The 17,795-nt window shown below is 38.7% G+C and carries 7 protein-coding genes; 1 reads left to right on the top strand and 6 read right to left on the bottom strand.

Translation table 11 applies throughout. The features are described 5' to 3' along the window. Nucleotides 1-5: 5 nt before the first annotated feature. From H9L23_RS06960 to H9L23_RS06945, 4 genes are all read right to left on the bottom strand, one after another. Nucleotides 6-1,706: a RagB/SusD family nutrient uptake outer membrane protein gene (locus H9L23_RS06960; protein ID WP_187594282.1), complete on the bottom strand. Its 1,701-nt coding sequence runs from the start codon at nt 1,704-1,706 to the stop codon at nt 6-8. A 5-nt stretch (nt 1,707-1,711) separates the two neighbouring features. Beyond that, nucleotides 1,712-4,885: a SusC/RagA family TonB-linked outer membrane protein gene (locus H9L23_RS06955; RefSeq protein WP_187594281.1), complete on the bottom strand. Its 3,174-nt coding sequence runs from the start codon at nt 4,883-4,885 to the stop codon at nt 1,712-1,714. A gap of 233 nt (nt 4,886-5,118) precedes the next feature. Then, nucleotides 5,119-9,243: a hybrid sensor histidine kinase/response regulator transcription factor gene (locus H9L23_RS06950; RefSeq protein WP_187594280.1), complete on the bottom strand. Its 4,125-nt coding sequence runs from the start codon at nt 9,241-9,243 to the stop codon at nt 5,119-5,121. A gap of 204 nt (nt 9,244-9,447) precedes the next feature. Continuing rightward, on the bottom strand, nt 9,448-13,314 hold the full coding sequence (locus H9L23_RS06945) for a TIM-barrel domain-containing protein (RefSeq protein ID WP_187594279.1): 3,867 nt from the start codon (nt 13,312-13,314) through the stop codon (nt 9,448-9,450). Nucleotides 13,315-14,116: 802 nt separating this feature from the next. On the opposite strand from H9L23_RS06945, the gene H9L23_RS06940 reads away from it, so the two are divergent. Next, nucleotides 14,117-14,350, top strand: coding sequence for a DNA-binding transcriptional response regulator (locus H9L23_RS06940; protein WP_187594278.1), 234 nt, complete (start codon nt 14,117-14,119; stop codon nt 14,348-14,350). Between the two features lie 158 nt (nt 14,351-14,508). On the opposite strand, the gene H9L23_RS06935 is transcribed toward H9L23_RS06940, so the two are convergent. Beyond that, the gene (locus tag H9L23_RS06935) at nt 14,509-15,252 is read right to left on the bottom strand and encodes an NIPSNAP family protein (RefSeq protein ID WP_246474875.1); all 744 of its coding nucleotides are present in this window, start codon (nt 15,250-15,252) and stop codon (nt 14,509-14,511) included. Between the two features lie 191 nt (nt 15,253-15,443). Beyond that, complete coding sequence (locus H9L23_RS06930; protein WP_187594276.1) at nt 15,444-17,738, bottom strand: S9 family peptidase; 2,295 nt, start codon at nt 17,736-17,738, stop codon at nt 15,444-15,446. Nucleotides 17,739-17,795 lie beyond the last annotated feature (57 nt).

The raw sequence follows: 17,795 nt of genomic DNA, 5'->3' as shown, positions 1-17,795 counted from the left end.
ATTTATTAATAACCCGGGTTTTGCTGTAATTTTCCACCTGAAGCTAAAATCTCTGCCCGAGGGATGGGAAACCAATAATGTTTGGTTTCAAACTTACGCCCATCTAAAGCAACTTTCGGTGTATATGTAAATCCAGTAGCTGTTTTGGTAACAATTACTCCGGCAGCAGGTTTGTTTTCAGTTACATCTGCAATTTTCCATCTCCTTACATCGTAAAAGCGATGTTCTTCGAAAGCAAGTTCTACCCTGCGCTCATAACGAACCGCATCGCGCATTTGTGTCTGGGTAAGTCCAACAGCCAGTGCAGGCATATTCACATCAGGTCTTGCCCTCACCATGTTGATGGCTTGTCTTGCCGATAGTGTTGATCCGGCCGGAACAGCATCTGGGCCATAAGCTTCGTTTGCAGCTTCGGCATAATTAAGCAAAATTTCTGCATATCTAAAATAGATCCAGGGCTGAAAACCTGCATTGCCCCAGGGGTTTTGCAATGGATAGGCATTATTCATGAATTTTTTAAGGTAATATCCGGTTTTTGTGGTATTCCAGTTGTCAATTCCATCTTTACTGTCTTTTCCTCCCGGAATAAAGGTTTCTACATTACGCTCGCGGTATGCTGCGCCATTGTATAAAATAGTTGCTGCAAAACGAGGGTCACGGCCTTTGTAAGGTTCATTGCTATCGTAACCAGAGGTAGGGTCGGTAATCGGTTTTCCATTGGCCATTTCGTAATCGTCAACCAGGTTTTGCATAGGGAGATTTCCACCCCAACCACCATAACCGTTTGGGCCGTTAGCAATTTCCAAATGGGTGTGATTTGCATTTTTGGTAAACAACCTCGCAAAGATAATTTCATTACTTTGGTCGGTTAAGAATAAATTTCCATAACCGCCAGTATATATTCCATATTTATTTAAAGAAATAACGGCCTGGGCTGCCGTAACAGCCGCCTGCCAGGTACCAGCATTATACAATGGACTTGCTGCATATAAAAGTAAGCGGGATTTTAGCGCAAGTGCTGCGCCTTTAGTTGCCCTTCCTACCATCCAGCTGCTGCTATTATCCAAAGGTAAATCTGTTGCAGCCTGGTCTAGCTGAGCTGCCACATAATCTATACATTCTTTAATCGAGGCACGTTGAAACAAAGCCGGATCCTGCAAATTATCGGTCAGGTTGGTAACCTTATCTCCCATCAAAACTACACCTCCATAATTCCGGATCAAATCCTGATAACGGAAAGCTTTAATAAACTTAAGTTCTGCAACCAGTTGTTTTTTATGTGCTGCACTCATGCTAATTTTACTGAGCACTTCGAGCGCATAATTACATTCTCTGATGCTTTTGTAACTCCTTCCCCAATACACACCAGCACTACCTAAATTTTCCGGAGCCAGCTGTCCCCTTTGGATCAACCAGGTGGCATCATCGTTATTATAAATAGATTCATCAGTAAATGAGCTCCACATACTATATTCAAAACCTCTGCCGAAACCCGGCGAAGAACCATCGCCCTCTTTATCCTGTAATCTGCTGGCGATATAACGGTTGGTTACGTATGCTTCAAAAACAGCGGTGTCGGTTTCTATAGCAGCTGTAGAAATCCTATCTGTTGGTTCTACATTTAAAAATTCTTTTTTACAGCCCACAATACTCATAGAGAAAAGAGACAGGCCTAAAAGTGATATATATATTGATTTGTTATTCATGATATTTAGAATTTAATGTTGGCGCCTAAATTAATAATGCGTTGCTGTGGATAAAATTGTCCGCTGCCACTGGTTCCTTCAGGATCGTAATCTTTTACTTTAGAAATGGTAAACAAGTTAAATGCACTCGCATAAAACCTTAATCCCGATATATTGATACGATCTAAGAAACTGGCTTTAATGTTATAGGCAATTTCTACATTTTTAAGCCTTAAGAACGAGGCATCATTTAACCAGAAAGTATTGTTAAACTGCCCACCGCTAATCGCATTCGATGCCCGGTCGGTTACCCTTGGATAAGTTCCGTTCGGATTTGCCGCACTAAACCTGTTATCGGCCCAGCTGCTATAAAAATTACCTACACTACCCGATTCTGGCAAAACGTATTGACTAACCTGCGTTTGCCCTGCCAATACCATCGATACATCAAAGTTTTTATAAGATGCGCCAAGTGTAAAACCATAGGTAATCTGAGGAATATTGCTATATGGTGTTCTGGTTTGGTCATCCGCTGTTATTTTGCCATCGCCATTATAATCGAGGTACTTAAGATCGCCTATTTTAGCGCCACTTACGTGTGGGTAAGCATCCAACTCTTGCTGAGTTCTGAATATACCAATGCTATTGTAAAGCAGATTGGCATTTAATGGTCTTCCGGTTTGGCGCTGATAATCTAACGTACCGCTGGCCTCATCAATAAAAATTACTTTGCTTTTTGCGTAAGTAATGTTACCTGATGCATTCCACTTAAAGTTTTCGCCATTGTGGTTATACCCTAAGGTAGCTTCAAAACCAGCGTTATTAACCTTACCAATATTTTCTGAAGGTACCAGCGGATCGGAACCAAAAGGGTTTACAATTCCTGAAGAACCAGGTAATGATGCATTACGCGTGGTTAGGATATCAGAACGTTTCTGCTGAAAATAAATCGCTTCGATACTGAAGTTTTTGAATAACACGGCATTGAAACCAATATCAAGTTTTTTTGCTACCTCCCAGGTAATGTTCGGGTTTGCAAGTTTAACTAAGTTCACCCCCGGCTGTATGGTTGATGAGGTTGCACCCGGGCTTTGGGCTACAAACCCATTCCCAACCAACACATAATTATCAAAATACTGGAAACCATTTACATTATCGTTACCCAGCGCTCCGTATGAAGCACGGATTTTTAAATTATCAACAAACTTAATGCTTTCGCTAAACCATTTTTCTTTTGAGATTACCCATCCTGCAGAAACAGAAGGGAAATAACCATATTGTTTGCCCTGGGGGAAAATTGATGATCCATCTACACGCAACTGGCCTTCAAAAAGGTATTTATCATCATAGCTATAGGCCAGGCGACTAATAATGCTTCGGCGGTTATAGTTTGTGCTGTAGCCTGAGTTTAAAAAGTCGGTAGCAGCAGTACCTCCCTGAGAAAGCTCAGGCAAGGATGTAGAAAGGAAGTTAAAACGTTGTGCATCGAAATATTCTAAATGATTCTCGCTCTGCTCATAACCCACAAAAGCATTAATGTCGTGCAGGTTAAAACGACGGGCATAATTTAGTTTGATATTTGAAGTAAGCAACGATTCATTTCTGTGACTTTCGGTCAACGTAGCTTTTTGGTTGTTACCCCCGGTAATTACGCTATTATAGGTATTAGATGTAGGATCGTATTGATATAACAGATATGGTTTGCTGAAACTTTTGGTAAACACATTGGATTTATCAGCAGAAAAGAAACCATCAACTGAAAGGCCTTCAACCCCTGGAATAATAAAAGTAGCTCTTAAAATACCGTTTAAAACCTGTGTTGGTGATTTATTCGTTCCGCCTATATCGGTAACCTGCACCGCAGGATTTGCATTTTCTATACCAGTTGTTGGTAAACCATTTGGATAATATGCAGATACAATTGGTTTTGCCCTATAAATAGATCTAAAAACGTCACCAGCTCCTACCTGAGGGAACAATCTGTTTTCTTGCCTGCCTGATACCGATAAACCAACTTTAAGGTACTTAGAAACATTGGCATCTATATTCGTACGAAAATTGTACTGATTGTATTTGGTTACTCCATTTTTATACAAACCATCTTGAGAAACAGTTCCTAACGACATGTAATACTTTACATCTTGTCCGCCACCATTAATGGAAAGGCTGTGTTGGCTTTGTAAAGCTGTTTTTTCTAAGGTTTGGTCAATCCAATCGGTGTTAGGATATAACAACGGATCGGAACCATTACGGAATTTTTCGATCTGATCTGCCGAGTACGACTGATTAAGTCCACCTGAAGGATTTGAATCGAAACTGATTTCGTTCATAATCTGCGCATAAGTTGCGGCATCTGCCATTTTAGGCAATCTTGTTGGTGAGCTGAAACCCTGGTTAAAACTATAATTGATGGTTGGTTTACCCGTTTTACCCTTTTTTGTAGTGACTAAAATTACCCCGTTGGCTGCTCTGTTACCATAAATAGCAGCAGAAGCATCTTTTAGTACAGACACACTCTCAATATCATTGGGATCTAGACGTTCTAATCCACCAATTTGTCCGGGAATTCCATCTACAACAATTAACACGCTGTTGCTCCCGGTTGTAGCCAAACCCCTGATAGTAATGTTCGAACCATCAAAACCTGGTTCACCACTTCTGTTGTTAATTACGACACCAGAAAACCGGCCCGCTAATGAATTGGATAAATTGGGTTGCGGACTCTTTACCAGGTCGGCGCCTTTTACCTGCGATATTGATCCGGTAAGCGTTGCTTTCTTCTGTGTTCCATAACCCACCACTACCAGTTCGTTTAGTGTTTTGGTATCAGCGCCAAGCTGAACATTAATGGTTGTTCTATCACCAACCGTTTGCTCCTGATTGGTGTAGCCTACAAAAGAAAAAACAAGTACGTCTGTTGTGGCTGCAACGCTGATGCTAAATTTACCTTTAGCATCGGTTTGCACAGCTTTTTCGGTTCCCTTGATCTTAACTGCTACACCTGGAAATGTAGCACCAGTTTCGTTTGTTACCGTACCTGTGATTACAATTTCGCGCGCCGGGTTCGTTTTTTCTACCCCTGCAGAAAAGGAAGAAGCGGCTACAGGTAAACTAATGGATAGGATAAATAGAAAAGCCAGGGCTTTAATTTTAAAGAATTTTAAAGGCGAAAATTCCTTCAGATTTTTTTTCTTGCTCATTTTGGTTTGCACGTTTAATATTTGGTTAGCAGACCAGGCCCATACTTTACCTAATAATAGTTTGTTATTAGATTTTATAGTTATAGCGCTGCTTTGTGGAGGTCTAAATTAGTTCCAACAAACAATATCAATGGGGTACAAACAATCCAAATTAGAGGGGTAAACGAACCGAATTAGGGCTGAAATGAGGTTTTAAGCCACATCACAGAAAAATGAGCAACTAAACACGTCTTTTATTTACCTTTTTTAATGGTCGCATTTAACTGGATATTATTGGAAAATGGCTTCCTGAATTTTTTAATGTATTGTGATGGATTCATGTTAAACAGTTTATAAAACTGCTCTCTAAAATATTTAGGATCGTTAATGGCTACCATGTAAGAAGTTTCCTGAATGGTTTTATCGGTATTGATGAAAATTTCGGCCGCTTTTCTTAACCTGATGAAACGGATAAAGCCATTAGCAGACTGACCTGAAATGGATTTTATTTTACGGTACAAATTAGATCTCGATATACCTAAGGCGGTTGCCAGAGTATCGATATTAAAATCAGGATCGATAAGGTTTTCCTCTACAATGCGGATACAGTTATCTAAAAACTCTTTGTACTCGGCAGAGATTTTGGTGTTGTTGGTATTGAGTGTAATTTCGTTATAGAAGTACTTTTGCAGGGCATTTTTACTCTTTAATATACTGGCCACCCTTGCTTTTAAAAAATCCTTATCAAAAGGTTTACTAATGTAATCGTCGGCCCCACCTTCTATTCCTTTAAGTTTAACCTCCGGTGCTGAAATAGCTGTAAGCAGAATAATAGGAATATGAGACACGGAAACATCTTCCTTAATCTTACTGCATAGCTCTATACCCGTTATGCCGTCCATCATTACATCACAGATCACAATATCAGGCAGCAGCTCTTTTACCATTTCATACCCGGTTTCTCCATTACTGGCTTCATAAAGATGGTAATCCATTCTAAAAACCTGTTTCAGGTATTCTCTGATTTCGATGTTATCATCAATAATGAGCAACGTTTTTAATTCGAGAGCAAGCTGGTTATCTACTACCTGTTCTTCTGCAGCTTCTACAATTTTGTTTGCCGTTATTTCATCTTCTATCAATTCTTTAAATAAGGATGAATCTGTATCTACCAATGCTTCCTCCAATATTATGGCGTCCTTAAAATGACTTGTCCCCCTTAGTAAAGCAATATTAAAGGTTGTGCCCTTATTTTCTATACTGGAGTAGTTTATGGTTCCTCCGTGCATTTCAATAAAATTTTTAGCGAGGTATAAACCAATACCAAAACCACCTTTAGCTGATTTGTTCCCAGGATCCTGATAAAATTTTTCGTACAATTTTTCTCCCGCTAAATCTGTGATACCACAACCCGAATCTTCAATACTGATGATCACATTTTCTTTGCTGTTATCTACAATCATCTTCACTGTACCACCTTCTGGCGTAAATTTTATCGCATTAGAAAGCAGGTTAAAAAACACGATTTCAATTTTTTCCCTATCAGCATAAAAAGCAATCACTTCATCGGTACAGCTAAATTCGAGGGTTACATTTTTTGACCGGGCCTGGTGTACAAAACAAAGGAATACCTCTTTGCACAAGCTAACCAGATTTACTGGTGCAACTTTTAACTTTTCGCCATAAGTATCTGCTTTTCTAAACAACAACAGTTGATCTACCAGGCTTAAAAGCCGCTTGGCATTACGGTAAACAATATTTAAATCAGTAGTGTCAACATTATTATCGTTTTTATATAAAAGTTCTTTTACCGGATTGATAATTAAGGTAAGCGGCGTACGAAACTCGTGTGATACGTTGGTAAAAAAAGATAGTTTTTTCTCGCTAAGCTCTTTTTCTTTCTCACTTTCTACATGGGCCAGTTTAATCTGAAATTTTAAGTTAGATTGATGCTCACGATATTTAAGATAGGCATACACTACGCCAAAGAAAGCCAGGCCATAAAGACAAAAAGCCCACCAGGTACTGTACCAGGGAGGTGTAATAATAATCTGGAGCGAATTGCCCTGTATATTCCAGATCCCATCATTGTTTGATGCCCTTACTTTTAGGGTGTATTTACCCGGATTTAAATTGGTATAGGTAACCTTATGCTCGCTGCCACTGTAATTCCATTTTTTATCAAAACCTTCGAGAAAATAAGCATACTGGTTTTTTTCTGAAAGTGTATAGTTTAGGGCTACAAAACCAAAAGAAAGCACACTTTGATCGTAAGGTAAGCTGATGGTCTTCGTCATATAAAGCGGCTGCTTTAATGGAGAATTTTCTCCAGGGAGGATCAGTTTATTAAAAACCGAAAAATCAGAAAAGTAAACCGCAGGAGCTTCTTTATTGTACTTAAGCTGTTGCGGATTAAAATAAACGATGCCTTTATTGCCTGCAAGGTAAATTTCTCCTTTTTCATTTTTACAGATGGCAGCATTTGCATAAACACCATCCTTTTCATCGTAATTTCGAACGGCTTTGGTTATCGGATCAAAAAGTGAAATACCCTGCTCAGTGGTTACCCATAACTTGCCATTATTATCTTCTACCATATCGGTAAAAACATTGCTTGCAAAACCGTTCTGTTTTGAATATATTTCGAAAGTGTTCGTTTTGGCTACATATTTATTTAAACCATCTCGGGTACAAACCCAAACATTTTGATGAGAATCCAGATAAATACTGTTTACAATGTTATTACTGATACTGCCTTTCCTGGAGTTATTGATCAGGTAGTTATTAAATTTTTTGGTTTTAGGATCAAACCGGCTAAGGCCGCTTCCATAAGTACCTATCCAGATATTTCCCTCCGCATCTTTTAAAAGGCAGTACAAATGATTATTACTCAGCGAGGCCAGGTTTTTAGGATCATTAAAATAATGGGTATAACTTTTGGTTTTATCGTTATAGATTTTTAGGCCGGCATCAGTGGCCAAATAATATTCGCCATCATTTACCTCGATAAGATCTCTAAAAACATCTTCATTAAAAAAACTACCAAGTGCCGAACGGTGGTGATGGTGAACAAATTTATTCTCTTTCTCGTCGTAACGGTCGAAACCATTTTCGCCCATTACCCAGAGCCTGCCATTTAAATCGGTAGATAGGTTAATAATGTCAGAACTGGATAAACTATTAGCATTACTGGTATGCTGCAGTTTAATTACTGAACGATTATCGGGATTATATTTAAACAAACCTTTATTTGTACCTACCCAAAAACCCTTGCCATTACTTATAATGGATTTGATTTCTGACTGCCCCAGTGAAAGTGAAACAAAATTAAATTTATACTGATTAAAATCGATTTTGGTGAGGCCATTTTTACCACAAAGCCATATCATACCTGTTTTATCACGGTAAAAACTCCCATTGGCAAAAAACTCGAGGTCATCTATTTTCTCCCATTTATTTAGCTTGGTATTTACCCAGAATATACCTGCGCTTCCACCTACCAGTAATTTTGCTGCACCTAAATTTAAAACACTAAATATTGAAGCATTACCTGTTCCTTTACCGGGATAGGTGGTAAAGGATTCATTTTTTGGATCAAAACGAAACAGGTCGCCTTTCCAATAACATCCAATCCATATCATACCGTCATTATCTATACAGAGTGTCCAGATATCGTTTGGATTTTTTTCATTTGCGATCTCTTTTTGTGTGTAATTCGTAAACCGATGTGTTTTTTGGTCGAATTTATTTAAGCCCTTGCTCCAATTGCCTAACCATAAATTGCCATATTTATCTTCTGCAATGGCATTAACCGATTTCCCCTTAATAGCATATTGATTTTTAGGATCGGGCTGATAAACCTTAAAAGTTTTTGAGTTTTTGTTAAAAAGGTTAAATCCATCATCGGTACCTACCCATAGTTTATTTTTTTTATCGATAAGTATAGACCATACTTTATTATTACTGAGTGAGGTTTTGTCGTTCTCTCTATGGTAAAAACGTTCAAATTTTTCGGTAACCGGATCAAACCTGTTTAAACCATTCATCGTACCTACCCAAAAAATCCCCTTGCTGTCTTCTACTACAGCATTGATATAATTATTGGTTAATGAAGTGCTATCCCCTAAAATATTTACATAAATTTTAAAAGAGTAGCCATCAAATTTACAGAGGCCATTTTCTGTACCCACCCACACGAAACCTCTCTTATCTTTTAAAGCAACTGTTGTACTTTTCGATGGAAGGCCATCGTTAATACCGTAAGTTTTAAGCACATAATGTTCGGGAATAGAAGTTTGATTAACTACCTGAGCATTAACGCTACTAAAAAGCAGCCAAAATTGCACAATAAAACAAAATGCTCTAATTAATCTCATCATTATAGGGGCAAAACTGATAGGGATAGCTGAATAAAAATTGGGGCTGACGTATTGTAAATATACAATTTGATAAATTATTATTTAATGTATTCTATCCTGATGGCAAATGATGCAAAAATAATGCTTTTTCAACATGAATCTAAAAAAAAGAGGCCGGTAAAAACCGACCTCTTTGCACTAATCACTAACTAACTAACTAACTAATTAAAATTTAACTGAATTGAGATTCTTATCTACTAAAATGCCTTCACTAATCTTAAGCCCGAACTGTAGCTTACGTTTTGCTTTAAGCTTCAGGATAAATAAATCGCTGGTTCCGTTTAATGGCTCTTTTGCACCAACATTTACGAAAGCTGGGTATAGAACTTTGTCTCCGCTAGTATGCAGTCTATCGTTAGTAAGGTTATCCATCTGTTTGGTGTTTAAACTCTGAACGCTTACAAAATCATAATCCTGTGCATTGTATGGTAGCGCAAAACTTAAAGCATTTACTGATTTCAGGTTTATTCCTTTTACCTTAATTTCAATAATTTCATCTTTGTTGTAAGCTTGTTTAGGAACACTGATTTCCAGTTTACCCGCTAATTTATCAATTTTGCTGTCGTCTGCCCCACCATCAAGCTGAGTGGCTACCACCGAAATATCGTAAGCATCAATCAGGTTGTTTTTGTTGATATCACCATTGCTGATGTAACCTTCAAAATCGGCATCTCCTTTACGTAATCCGGTATAATTGATGTAAGAAGTTAAATCATTCCGGTCAATCAGGCGGTCGTTGTTGATATCGCCAGGCAGGTAACTTTCTGTTCCCGGAACTTTAAATACATATAATTCGCGACCAGATCCAAAACCACCTACCGCATCGGCAACTGCAATTTTAAGATAACGCGCAGTAGGGTGACCGGCAAAATTAAAGATTTTAACATCCCCATTATTGGCCCACTCAAAAGTTCCGGCGTCAGTCCAGTTTTCTTTATTATTGCTGTAAAACACTTTACCTTTTAACAAGATCCCGTTACCTCTTCCACTGCGTGGCAGGTAATGAAATTTATCCAGTTTATTGATTGATTTAAGATCAATCACCATATCAAAAGGAACTGATTTTACGCCCCATTTAGTATGCCACATATTGCCCTCATCAAAATCGAAAAGGTTGTTAACCTCATCACCACCCTGATTTTCGGCTGTAGTTTGGGCTACAATCCCCTGAATGGCAAACTCTAAGGGATTAGATTTAGTGGTGGCCTTAATTTCGGTCCAGTCAGAATAACCATCCTTATTTACCGCACGTAATTTAAATATATAAGGTGTTTCGGCCGATAAACCATCAAATAACAAGGCCGTATCGCGGATGGTGGTATAATGCATCCCGTTGAAATCGATTTCATAAAAATCGGCATTGTTCACTTTGCTCCATGTTGGGGTAAGGGTATAAGCTTCACTGTTTTTATCAGTGATGCTCGCATGAGCCGGAGCAGTCAACTTACCTGTTGATACACGTTGTTTATTTACAGGTTCAAATTTAAATCCATCTATATTAATGGTTACCGGGTTGACTGTAATGTCGGTCGACTGGATTTTAATTAAAACTTGCGGATTTTTCGTGATCACAACTTTTTCAAAATCGCTTCCTTTTGTAGCAAAACGGTTTAAATTTGGGGAGGCATCGTAGAAATAGACATCAGACTGTTTTAAAAACTCTTCTTTTGAGTTTACTTCCGTCAATTTTATTTTACTGTTTCCAACTTTTGCCGTTAACTTTTTAGGCTTTTCGGTTACATTCACCACTAATTCGGTTGTTTTTTCTTTTATAAAGCCATCAAAATCACCTTTGGTGGCATTAATCGTTATTAATGCATTATTTTTTTGATCTGCTATTGATTCGATTAGTGTTGAAGCGCCTTTTCCTATTTTATAAGCTTCTGTTGCTCCATCATCATCATATTCGGTAAATGAGGTATTTCCAGATGGATAAAGCTCATAAATCCGGTTGGCTTTGTTGATTTCAGAAACATTGTTATTTGGGTTTGTCATTGGGATAATAGCCCCATTTTTCACAAAAACAGGTAATTTCCAAATTGGAGCGGCAAAACTATTGAGGATGCAGTTTCCAGCGTATTTTTCACCAGTAAAATAATCAATCCAGTTTCCTTCCGGCAGGTAAATGCCGTTGCGGATGTCGTTTCCTTTATCATCTGATTTAGTTGCCTGATAAATAGGCGCAACCAGGAAAGACGGGCCATACAAATACTGGTATTGTGTAGAAATACCATTGGTATAAGCATTTGGATACTCGAGGAACATAGCTCTGATCATCGGCAAGCCTGTTAGTGCTTCTTTGGCAATGCTATAAGTGTAAGGGATTAATTCGGATTTCAGTTTTAAGTAATTGCGGTTAATGGAAGCAACAGGCTCGCCCAAAGCATGCGGATATTTCTCATTGGCACCCCAGCCATCCATGTTCAACTGCATTGGGGTAAAGGTTTTCCACTGAAAATCGCGGGTGTTGATGGTTTGATTTTTACCACCGAAAATACCGTCCATATCGGAAGTAATATTTGGCTGACCGGATAAACCAGAACCTAAATAAGTTGGAATGTGGAAACGGATATACTCCCAAACCCCACCGGTTTGATCGCCCGACCAGATGCCTGCATAACGCTGTGTACCTGCCCAGCCATCCAATGAAATGATGAATGGACGGCTACTGTTGCCATAATAAGGCATAATCTGCGCAACATCGGCTACTCCGTTCAACCCGAAAGAATAACCCGCACCCACCCATGCCACATCGGTTTTTAATACGCGAACACCAGCATCCCTGGCTTCTTTAATAATGTCTCGTTGCAATAAGGGGCTTACGCCTGTTTTGGGATGCAGATCGGATTGGGTCCACAAACCGATTTCTACACCATTTTTACGGGCATAATCGCCAAAACTTTTCAGATTTTGAATATTGCCATCCAATGTTTCGGTTTGGCCGTACCCTGCCCCATAACCATCGTTAGGGAGTACCCAGCCCAAAGGCATATCATTTTTCTTATACCTGTCGATCACAGCCCGCGCCGAAAACTGGTAATTGTTTTTTTCGCCATTAAGCGATTCTTTTATACCGCCATTATCTTTTTGGCTTTCCTTATAACGTTTACCATCTTCGAATAACGTTCCTTTTTCGTCTTCTTTCCAAAAATCGCGGTTATAGGCATTTAAATGTCCTTCATAAAAACCGAATTTTGGCAATAATATAGGATTTCCTGTCAGCTGGTAAAAATCGTTCAATAAAGGAACCGCACCATTGTTTACCATAAAAAAGGCATCAAGGTAGCTGGTTTCGTGTGCCAGTTTAACCAATCCTTTTTCTTTAGCACCGAAATTGTAATTTCCTTTACTAAAGGTATACCACATTACGGCATAGCCATTTGTTGACCAATAATAAGGTGTTGGCGAAGCTACACCGCCATCGGTCCAGCTGTTTTGGTTTTCAATAGAAATGGCTTTCCCTTTATGTGAAAAACGGCCATTCTGTACGCCTCCGCCATAAAAATATTCCTGTGGATTTTCTTTAAGGCTCAGAGTTACTTTTCCTTTTTCGAATTGAATGGGTGCAAGCTCTTCTACAGCCACTGTCTGCGTAGCAAGGTTAATAATTTTGATTAAAGAAGTGTTTTTATCGATCAGAACGGTAATCTTGGCTGTAGAAATGAACAATTGATTATTTTCATCCTTAATTTCCAGTTTTGAAACCGGTCTGCGCGGATTTTCTACCAGAATTTTAGCTTCCGGTTTTGCTTCGGGATCACGGATAAATCCACCTGTAGGATCCTGAAAAAGGCGAAAAATATTATCGCCATAAAAATCGAGTGTTAAGCGCTGATCATCGGTAAGCAATAATTCAACTGTGGTCGAATTAATCTTTTTTACATCAGTTACCTTGATGCTTTTTTGAACAGTTTGATTGTTCTTTTGAGCCGTTTCCTGTGCAGATACAAAGCCTGGAAATGCATAAAAAAGTGAAGGAAGTGTAAACAGAATTATGGTTTTAGAGCGTTTGTAAAAGGATTGCAGGGCCATTAAAATTTGATTTGGTTATGTGATATGATTAGCAAGTTTTTGCTGTTAGCTGCTGTTGGCTAAAGTTAGCAATCGTGCGTAAGGAAATGGTGTGTTTTTAAGGACAAACACCGCGCAATCGTTTGTCTATCATGTTTTTTACTTTTAGGTTGGTGCGTAGAGCGCGCAGAGTTTGGCGTTGATTAACTGATGAATGGGTTTGGCGTTTAGGGTCTGGCGTTTGGCATCAATTAACCGATTTAAACAATTAACCAGTTAACCATCCTAAGCGTTTGGCGTCGATTAACAATTAGCAAATGATTTATTTTTCATCATTAAGGAATTAAGGGCATTAAGATTTAACGGGTTAACCTTAGTTGCTTGGCGTTTGGCTTCGATTAACTGATGAATGGGTTTGGCGTCTGGCGTTTGGCGTCTGGCGTTTGGCGTCAATTAACCGATTTAAACAATTAACCGATTAACCAGCTAGGCATTTGGCGTCGATTAACCGATGAACGTGTTTGGCGTTTGGCGTCTGGCGTTTGGCGTCAATTAACCGATTTAAACAATTAACCGATTAACCAGTTCTGCCTCAATTAGACAATTAACCGATTAACCTACCTAAATATTACAATTAGCAGCCATTTATGGCAAGCATTTTGCTTACAGATGCCAAAATCATACTAATGAACCTTTTATCCCCCAACCTTACAGTTGCGTAATCATCGATGATAGCCGCGTAAGTAAACCACTTTTCGAAAATTTCGTTTCTCAAATAGATAAACTTGAACTTAAAGGCAGTTTTACAGATAAAGTGGATGCGATGGCAGCCTTTTGGACTTTCGGTAAAATCGATTTTCTTTTTTTAGATGTACAGATGGATATGTCGGGGATTGATGTAGCCAGGATGTTAAAAAACAGCGTAAAATATGTTGTAATTTTAGGTTCACAAGGCACACAAGCCATTGATACGTTTACCAATAAGTATAAATTTTTACCAAAACCGCTCGATTTTAAAAAATTCTTAAACGCTATTGAGCAGTTGGTTTCGGGTTAGTCCAAAGTCGGGAGTCGATTATCCGTGTAGAGCAAATAAGTTAAAGGAGAAAGACCAATTAAATAATCAATAATGGTTAATAACCAATTATCAATGACCAATTTCCAAAGAACTCATGTACAAATGACTAATGACCACTGAACCAGTGAACCATTGAACTAAATATCCGAATAATCAGTAGGATAGATAAATTTGGTGTCGTTTTTTGAAACATTGTGCTGATACTCAGGCATAGCAGATAGTTTTTTCCAGTAATCATCTGCAGAGAAAGCCTTCCAATGCTCATCCCTATCGGCTTTATTTTCGAAAGTGGTGAGGTACATCAGGTTGGGCATACGACTACCAGAAATTACCTCTCCATAAAATACAGCATTAAAATTAAGCCGCTTAAACAAACCTATTTCATCGCCTTTATTAAACATTTGAACTTTGTTATGGTAATACTTTTCGGTTGGCGATTCGTAACTCCTTAACTCATAAACCCGATCTTTCATTGGTGATTTTAACTTGGGTAACATAAAAACAGGCGCACCTTCAAAAGCTTTTAAAACGACAGACTCTAATCGCTCATAAGGCACATCGTTATATACCGCATCTAAATAGGTTTTGCCATCAATACCATATTGCTGATCTTTTGCCAGTTTTTTATCAAGCTCTAAAATACCATTGAATGATTTTAAAGGGATAAATACATAAATAAGTTTTTCTGTAACTGCCGTCTGATCGCTCACAATTGGCTTAAATACGCCCACTTTGGCAACCCCCGAACGGTGGAGTGCCGGTAAATAAGCATGCTGCAAATATTCATCAACCGTTTTTTCCTGCGCATCGTTTTTTAGATGATAAATTTTAATCTGATAGAAATCTACCTTATCCGCATGAGCAACAAATGCATTAAACATTAAAAAAAACAAAAACAAGCAGGGTACTTTGATTTTTGGCAACATATTTACTGATGATTAGAATTATTTGGCACTAATGTACCAATTATCAGTTAAAAAGGAACCAATGACCAGTGAACCAATAAACTAATGACTAATGAACCAATGACCAATTAATCAATGACTAATGACTAATGAACCAAAAAACCTTTCTACTTTGAAACATTCGGATTTGGCGGTTCGGCATTAAGCAGGTGTTTCACAAAAAAATCGCGTTTACGCCTGCGGCCGTATACTCCTCCATCGCTATGGCCCATGCCCGGGATACTTAAGATGTCGAAATTTTTATTGGCTTTAATCAATGCGTCAGCCAGCCTATAGGTAGATTCTGGTGGTACATTTTCGTCAGCTTCGCCAACAATCAGGAGTAAATCGCCCTGTAATTTAGCTGCATTTGTAATGTTGGATTGTTCTTCATAATGTTTTGCTACAGGATAACCCATCCATTGTTCATTCCACCATTGTTTATCGATCCGGTTATCGTGACAACCGCATGCAGAAACAGCCGCTTTATAAAACTCAGGATGAAATAATAACGCTCCTGTTGAACTTTGTCCACCGGCTGAGGTTCCATAAATCCCTACCCTGGTAATATCAGCATTTGGATATTTTACAGCCATTGCTTTTAACCATAATATCCGGTCAGGAAAACCTGCATCGGCAATGTTTTTCCAACACACATCATGAAAAGCTTTAGATCGGTTAGCCGTGCCCATTCCATCTATCTGTACTACAATAAAACCCAATTCTGCTATGCTCTGCATTTCGCTACTAGGAAGAAAGTTTTTAGGTACAAAACTATCGTGAGGACCTGCATAAATATTTTCGATAACCGGATAGGTTTTGTTCGCATCCATTTTTGATGGGAAACAAACGATGCCCCAGATGTCGGTTTTACCATCACGTCCCTTAGCCACAAAAACTTCGGGTAATTTAACCCCGGTAGCCAGAAAAGCATCTTTTTGTCCATGTTCTATCTCCGCAATCTTTTTGGTACTCGCCGTTAACCTCAGTTCTGTAACCGGTGGAATATTTACCTGCGAATAGGTATCGAGGTAATATTTGCGATCAGGAGAAAAGCTAAGGTTATGGTTTCCTTTTTCGGGCGTAAGATCTATCAAACCCTTTCCATCAAAACCGATCCGGTAATAGTGGATAAAATAAGGGTCTTCATTGGCATTCATTCCGCTCGCCCTAAACCAAACCTGACGTTTTACCACATCGACACTATCTATATCGCGAACTACATAATTGCCTTTTGTAATCAGCGATTGTTTTCCTGTAAGCGTATTAACAAGATAAAGGTGTTGCCATCCATCCTGTTCACTGGTCCACAACATTTCATTTGTTTTAGGCAGATAACGGGTATAAATGCGGCTTTCGTAAATAAAGGTTTTCGTTTTTTCGTCGATAATATTTCTGGTTTTTCCGGTAAGTACATCCACTTCTATTACCCTAAAGCGCTGATGCCCCCTATCTACTTTTTCGTAGGTATAATACCTACTATTATTATTGCGCCAGTGCAATTCTTGCGGACCGAAAAAATCTATTGGATCGGCATCAACCTTTACCGCCTTTTTAGTGGCCACATTAAAAATATAGGGTTGATAGGATGTAAAATCATCTCCTGGCTGCATGTACTCCCTTGATTTTAGTTCTCCTCTGGTTGTGCCCGGAACAGAACTTAATACATAATGCACCTTTTTAATTTCTTTGGGATCAGTTTTATAAGCAATGATGTTTTTGCTATCTGGCGACCATGAAAAATCGCCAAAAGGTTTGTCGGCATTACCATCGGTACTCAACTGCGTTTCTGCTTTTGTCTCCGTATTCACTACCAAAAGGTTCCCACCCCTGACTAGGATTTCATATTTGCCATCCGGCGATTTTATCGATTCGCGGTTTCTTTGCCAACGCGATCTACGCTGTTGTAAAGCTTTTTTAGCAGAATAGCGGTAAATTGTGGTGTCGCTGGTATTGGTTAAACTATAATCGCTAAGATTGAGCTGGTACCAGTTATCTTGTATTTTTATTTTCGCGGTATTTCCCTGATCGGCGAAATACAGTTCAGCAAATTGAAGTTTTAGCGGATTTTGCTTTTTGCCCGTAATTTTTTCGATGTTTTTGGCTACGATATCATGATCGAATGCTACTTTACGCTTCCCGTTTGCGGCATCTACATAATAATATTCCCATGTTTTATTAGGGAGGTTCTTTTTATACCAGAATGCACTTCCATCTTTTTTCCAGAAAGGAACGATGTCGTTATTGGTGGGGATATTGCGGATTGCAGTATCGAGTTTATTGGATAATTGATAGGCATTAGCCATTTCGAGCGGAGTTGGCGCGTAAGGTCCTAGTGCCGCCTGCTGTGCTTTTGTTTGAAAAAATGCTAAACTTAATAAAACGAAGGCTATTGATTTTTTAGCGATGGGGTAAATCGTCATTACAGGTTTTTTGTGGTAAATATAAGTTTAGGTTTTTTCAGTTTTCCTTTTGATATT

The sequence above is a fragment of the Pedobacter roseus genome, from assembly GCF_014395225.1.
In the GTDB taxonomy this organism is placed as follows: Bacteria; Bacteroidota; Bacteroidia; order Sphingobacteriales; family Sphingobacteriaceae; genus Pedobacter; species Pedobacter roseus.
The sequence above is the reverse complement of the archived record's forward strand: the minus strand, read 5'-3'. Positions and strand labels throughout refer to the sequence as shown.

What these genes read in the sequence shown, in the direction of transcription:
- H9L23_RS06960 (WP_187594282.1), bottom strand. Translation starts at nt 1,706, where the DNA reads ATGAATAACAAATCAATATATATATCACTTTTAGGCCTGTCTCTTTTC.
- H9L23_RS06955 (WP_187594281.1), bottom strand. Translation starts at nt 4,885, where the DNA reads ATGAGCAAGAAAAAAAATCTGAAGGAATTTTCGCCTTTAAAATTCTTT.
- H9L23_RS06950 (WP_187594280.1), bottom strand. Translation starts at nt 9,243, where the DNA reads ATGATGAGATTAATTAGAGCATTTTGTTTTATTGTGCAATTTTGGCTG.
- H9L23_RS06945 (WP_187594279.1), bottom strand. Translation starts at nt 13,314, where the DNA reads ATGGCCCTGCAATCCTTTTACAAACGCTCTAAAACCATAATTCTGTTT.
- H9L23_RS06940 (WP_187594278.1), top strand. Translation starts at nt 14,117, where the DNA reads ATGGCAGCCTTTTGGACTTTCGGTAAAATCGATTTTCTTTTTTTAGAT.
- H9L23_RS06935 (WP_246474875.1), bottom strand. Translation starts at nt 15,252, where the DNA reads ATGTTTAATGCATTTGTTGCTCATGCGGATAAGGTAGATTTCTATCAG.
- H9L23_RS06930 (WP_187594276.1), bottom strand. Translation starts at nt 17,738, where the DNA reads ATGACGATTTACCCCATCGCTAAAAAATCAATAGCCTTCGTTTTATTA.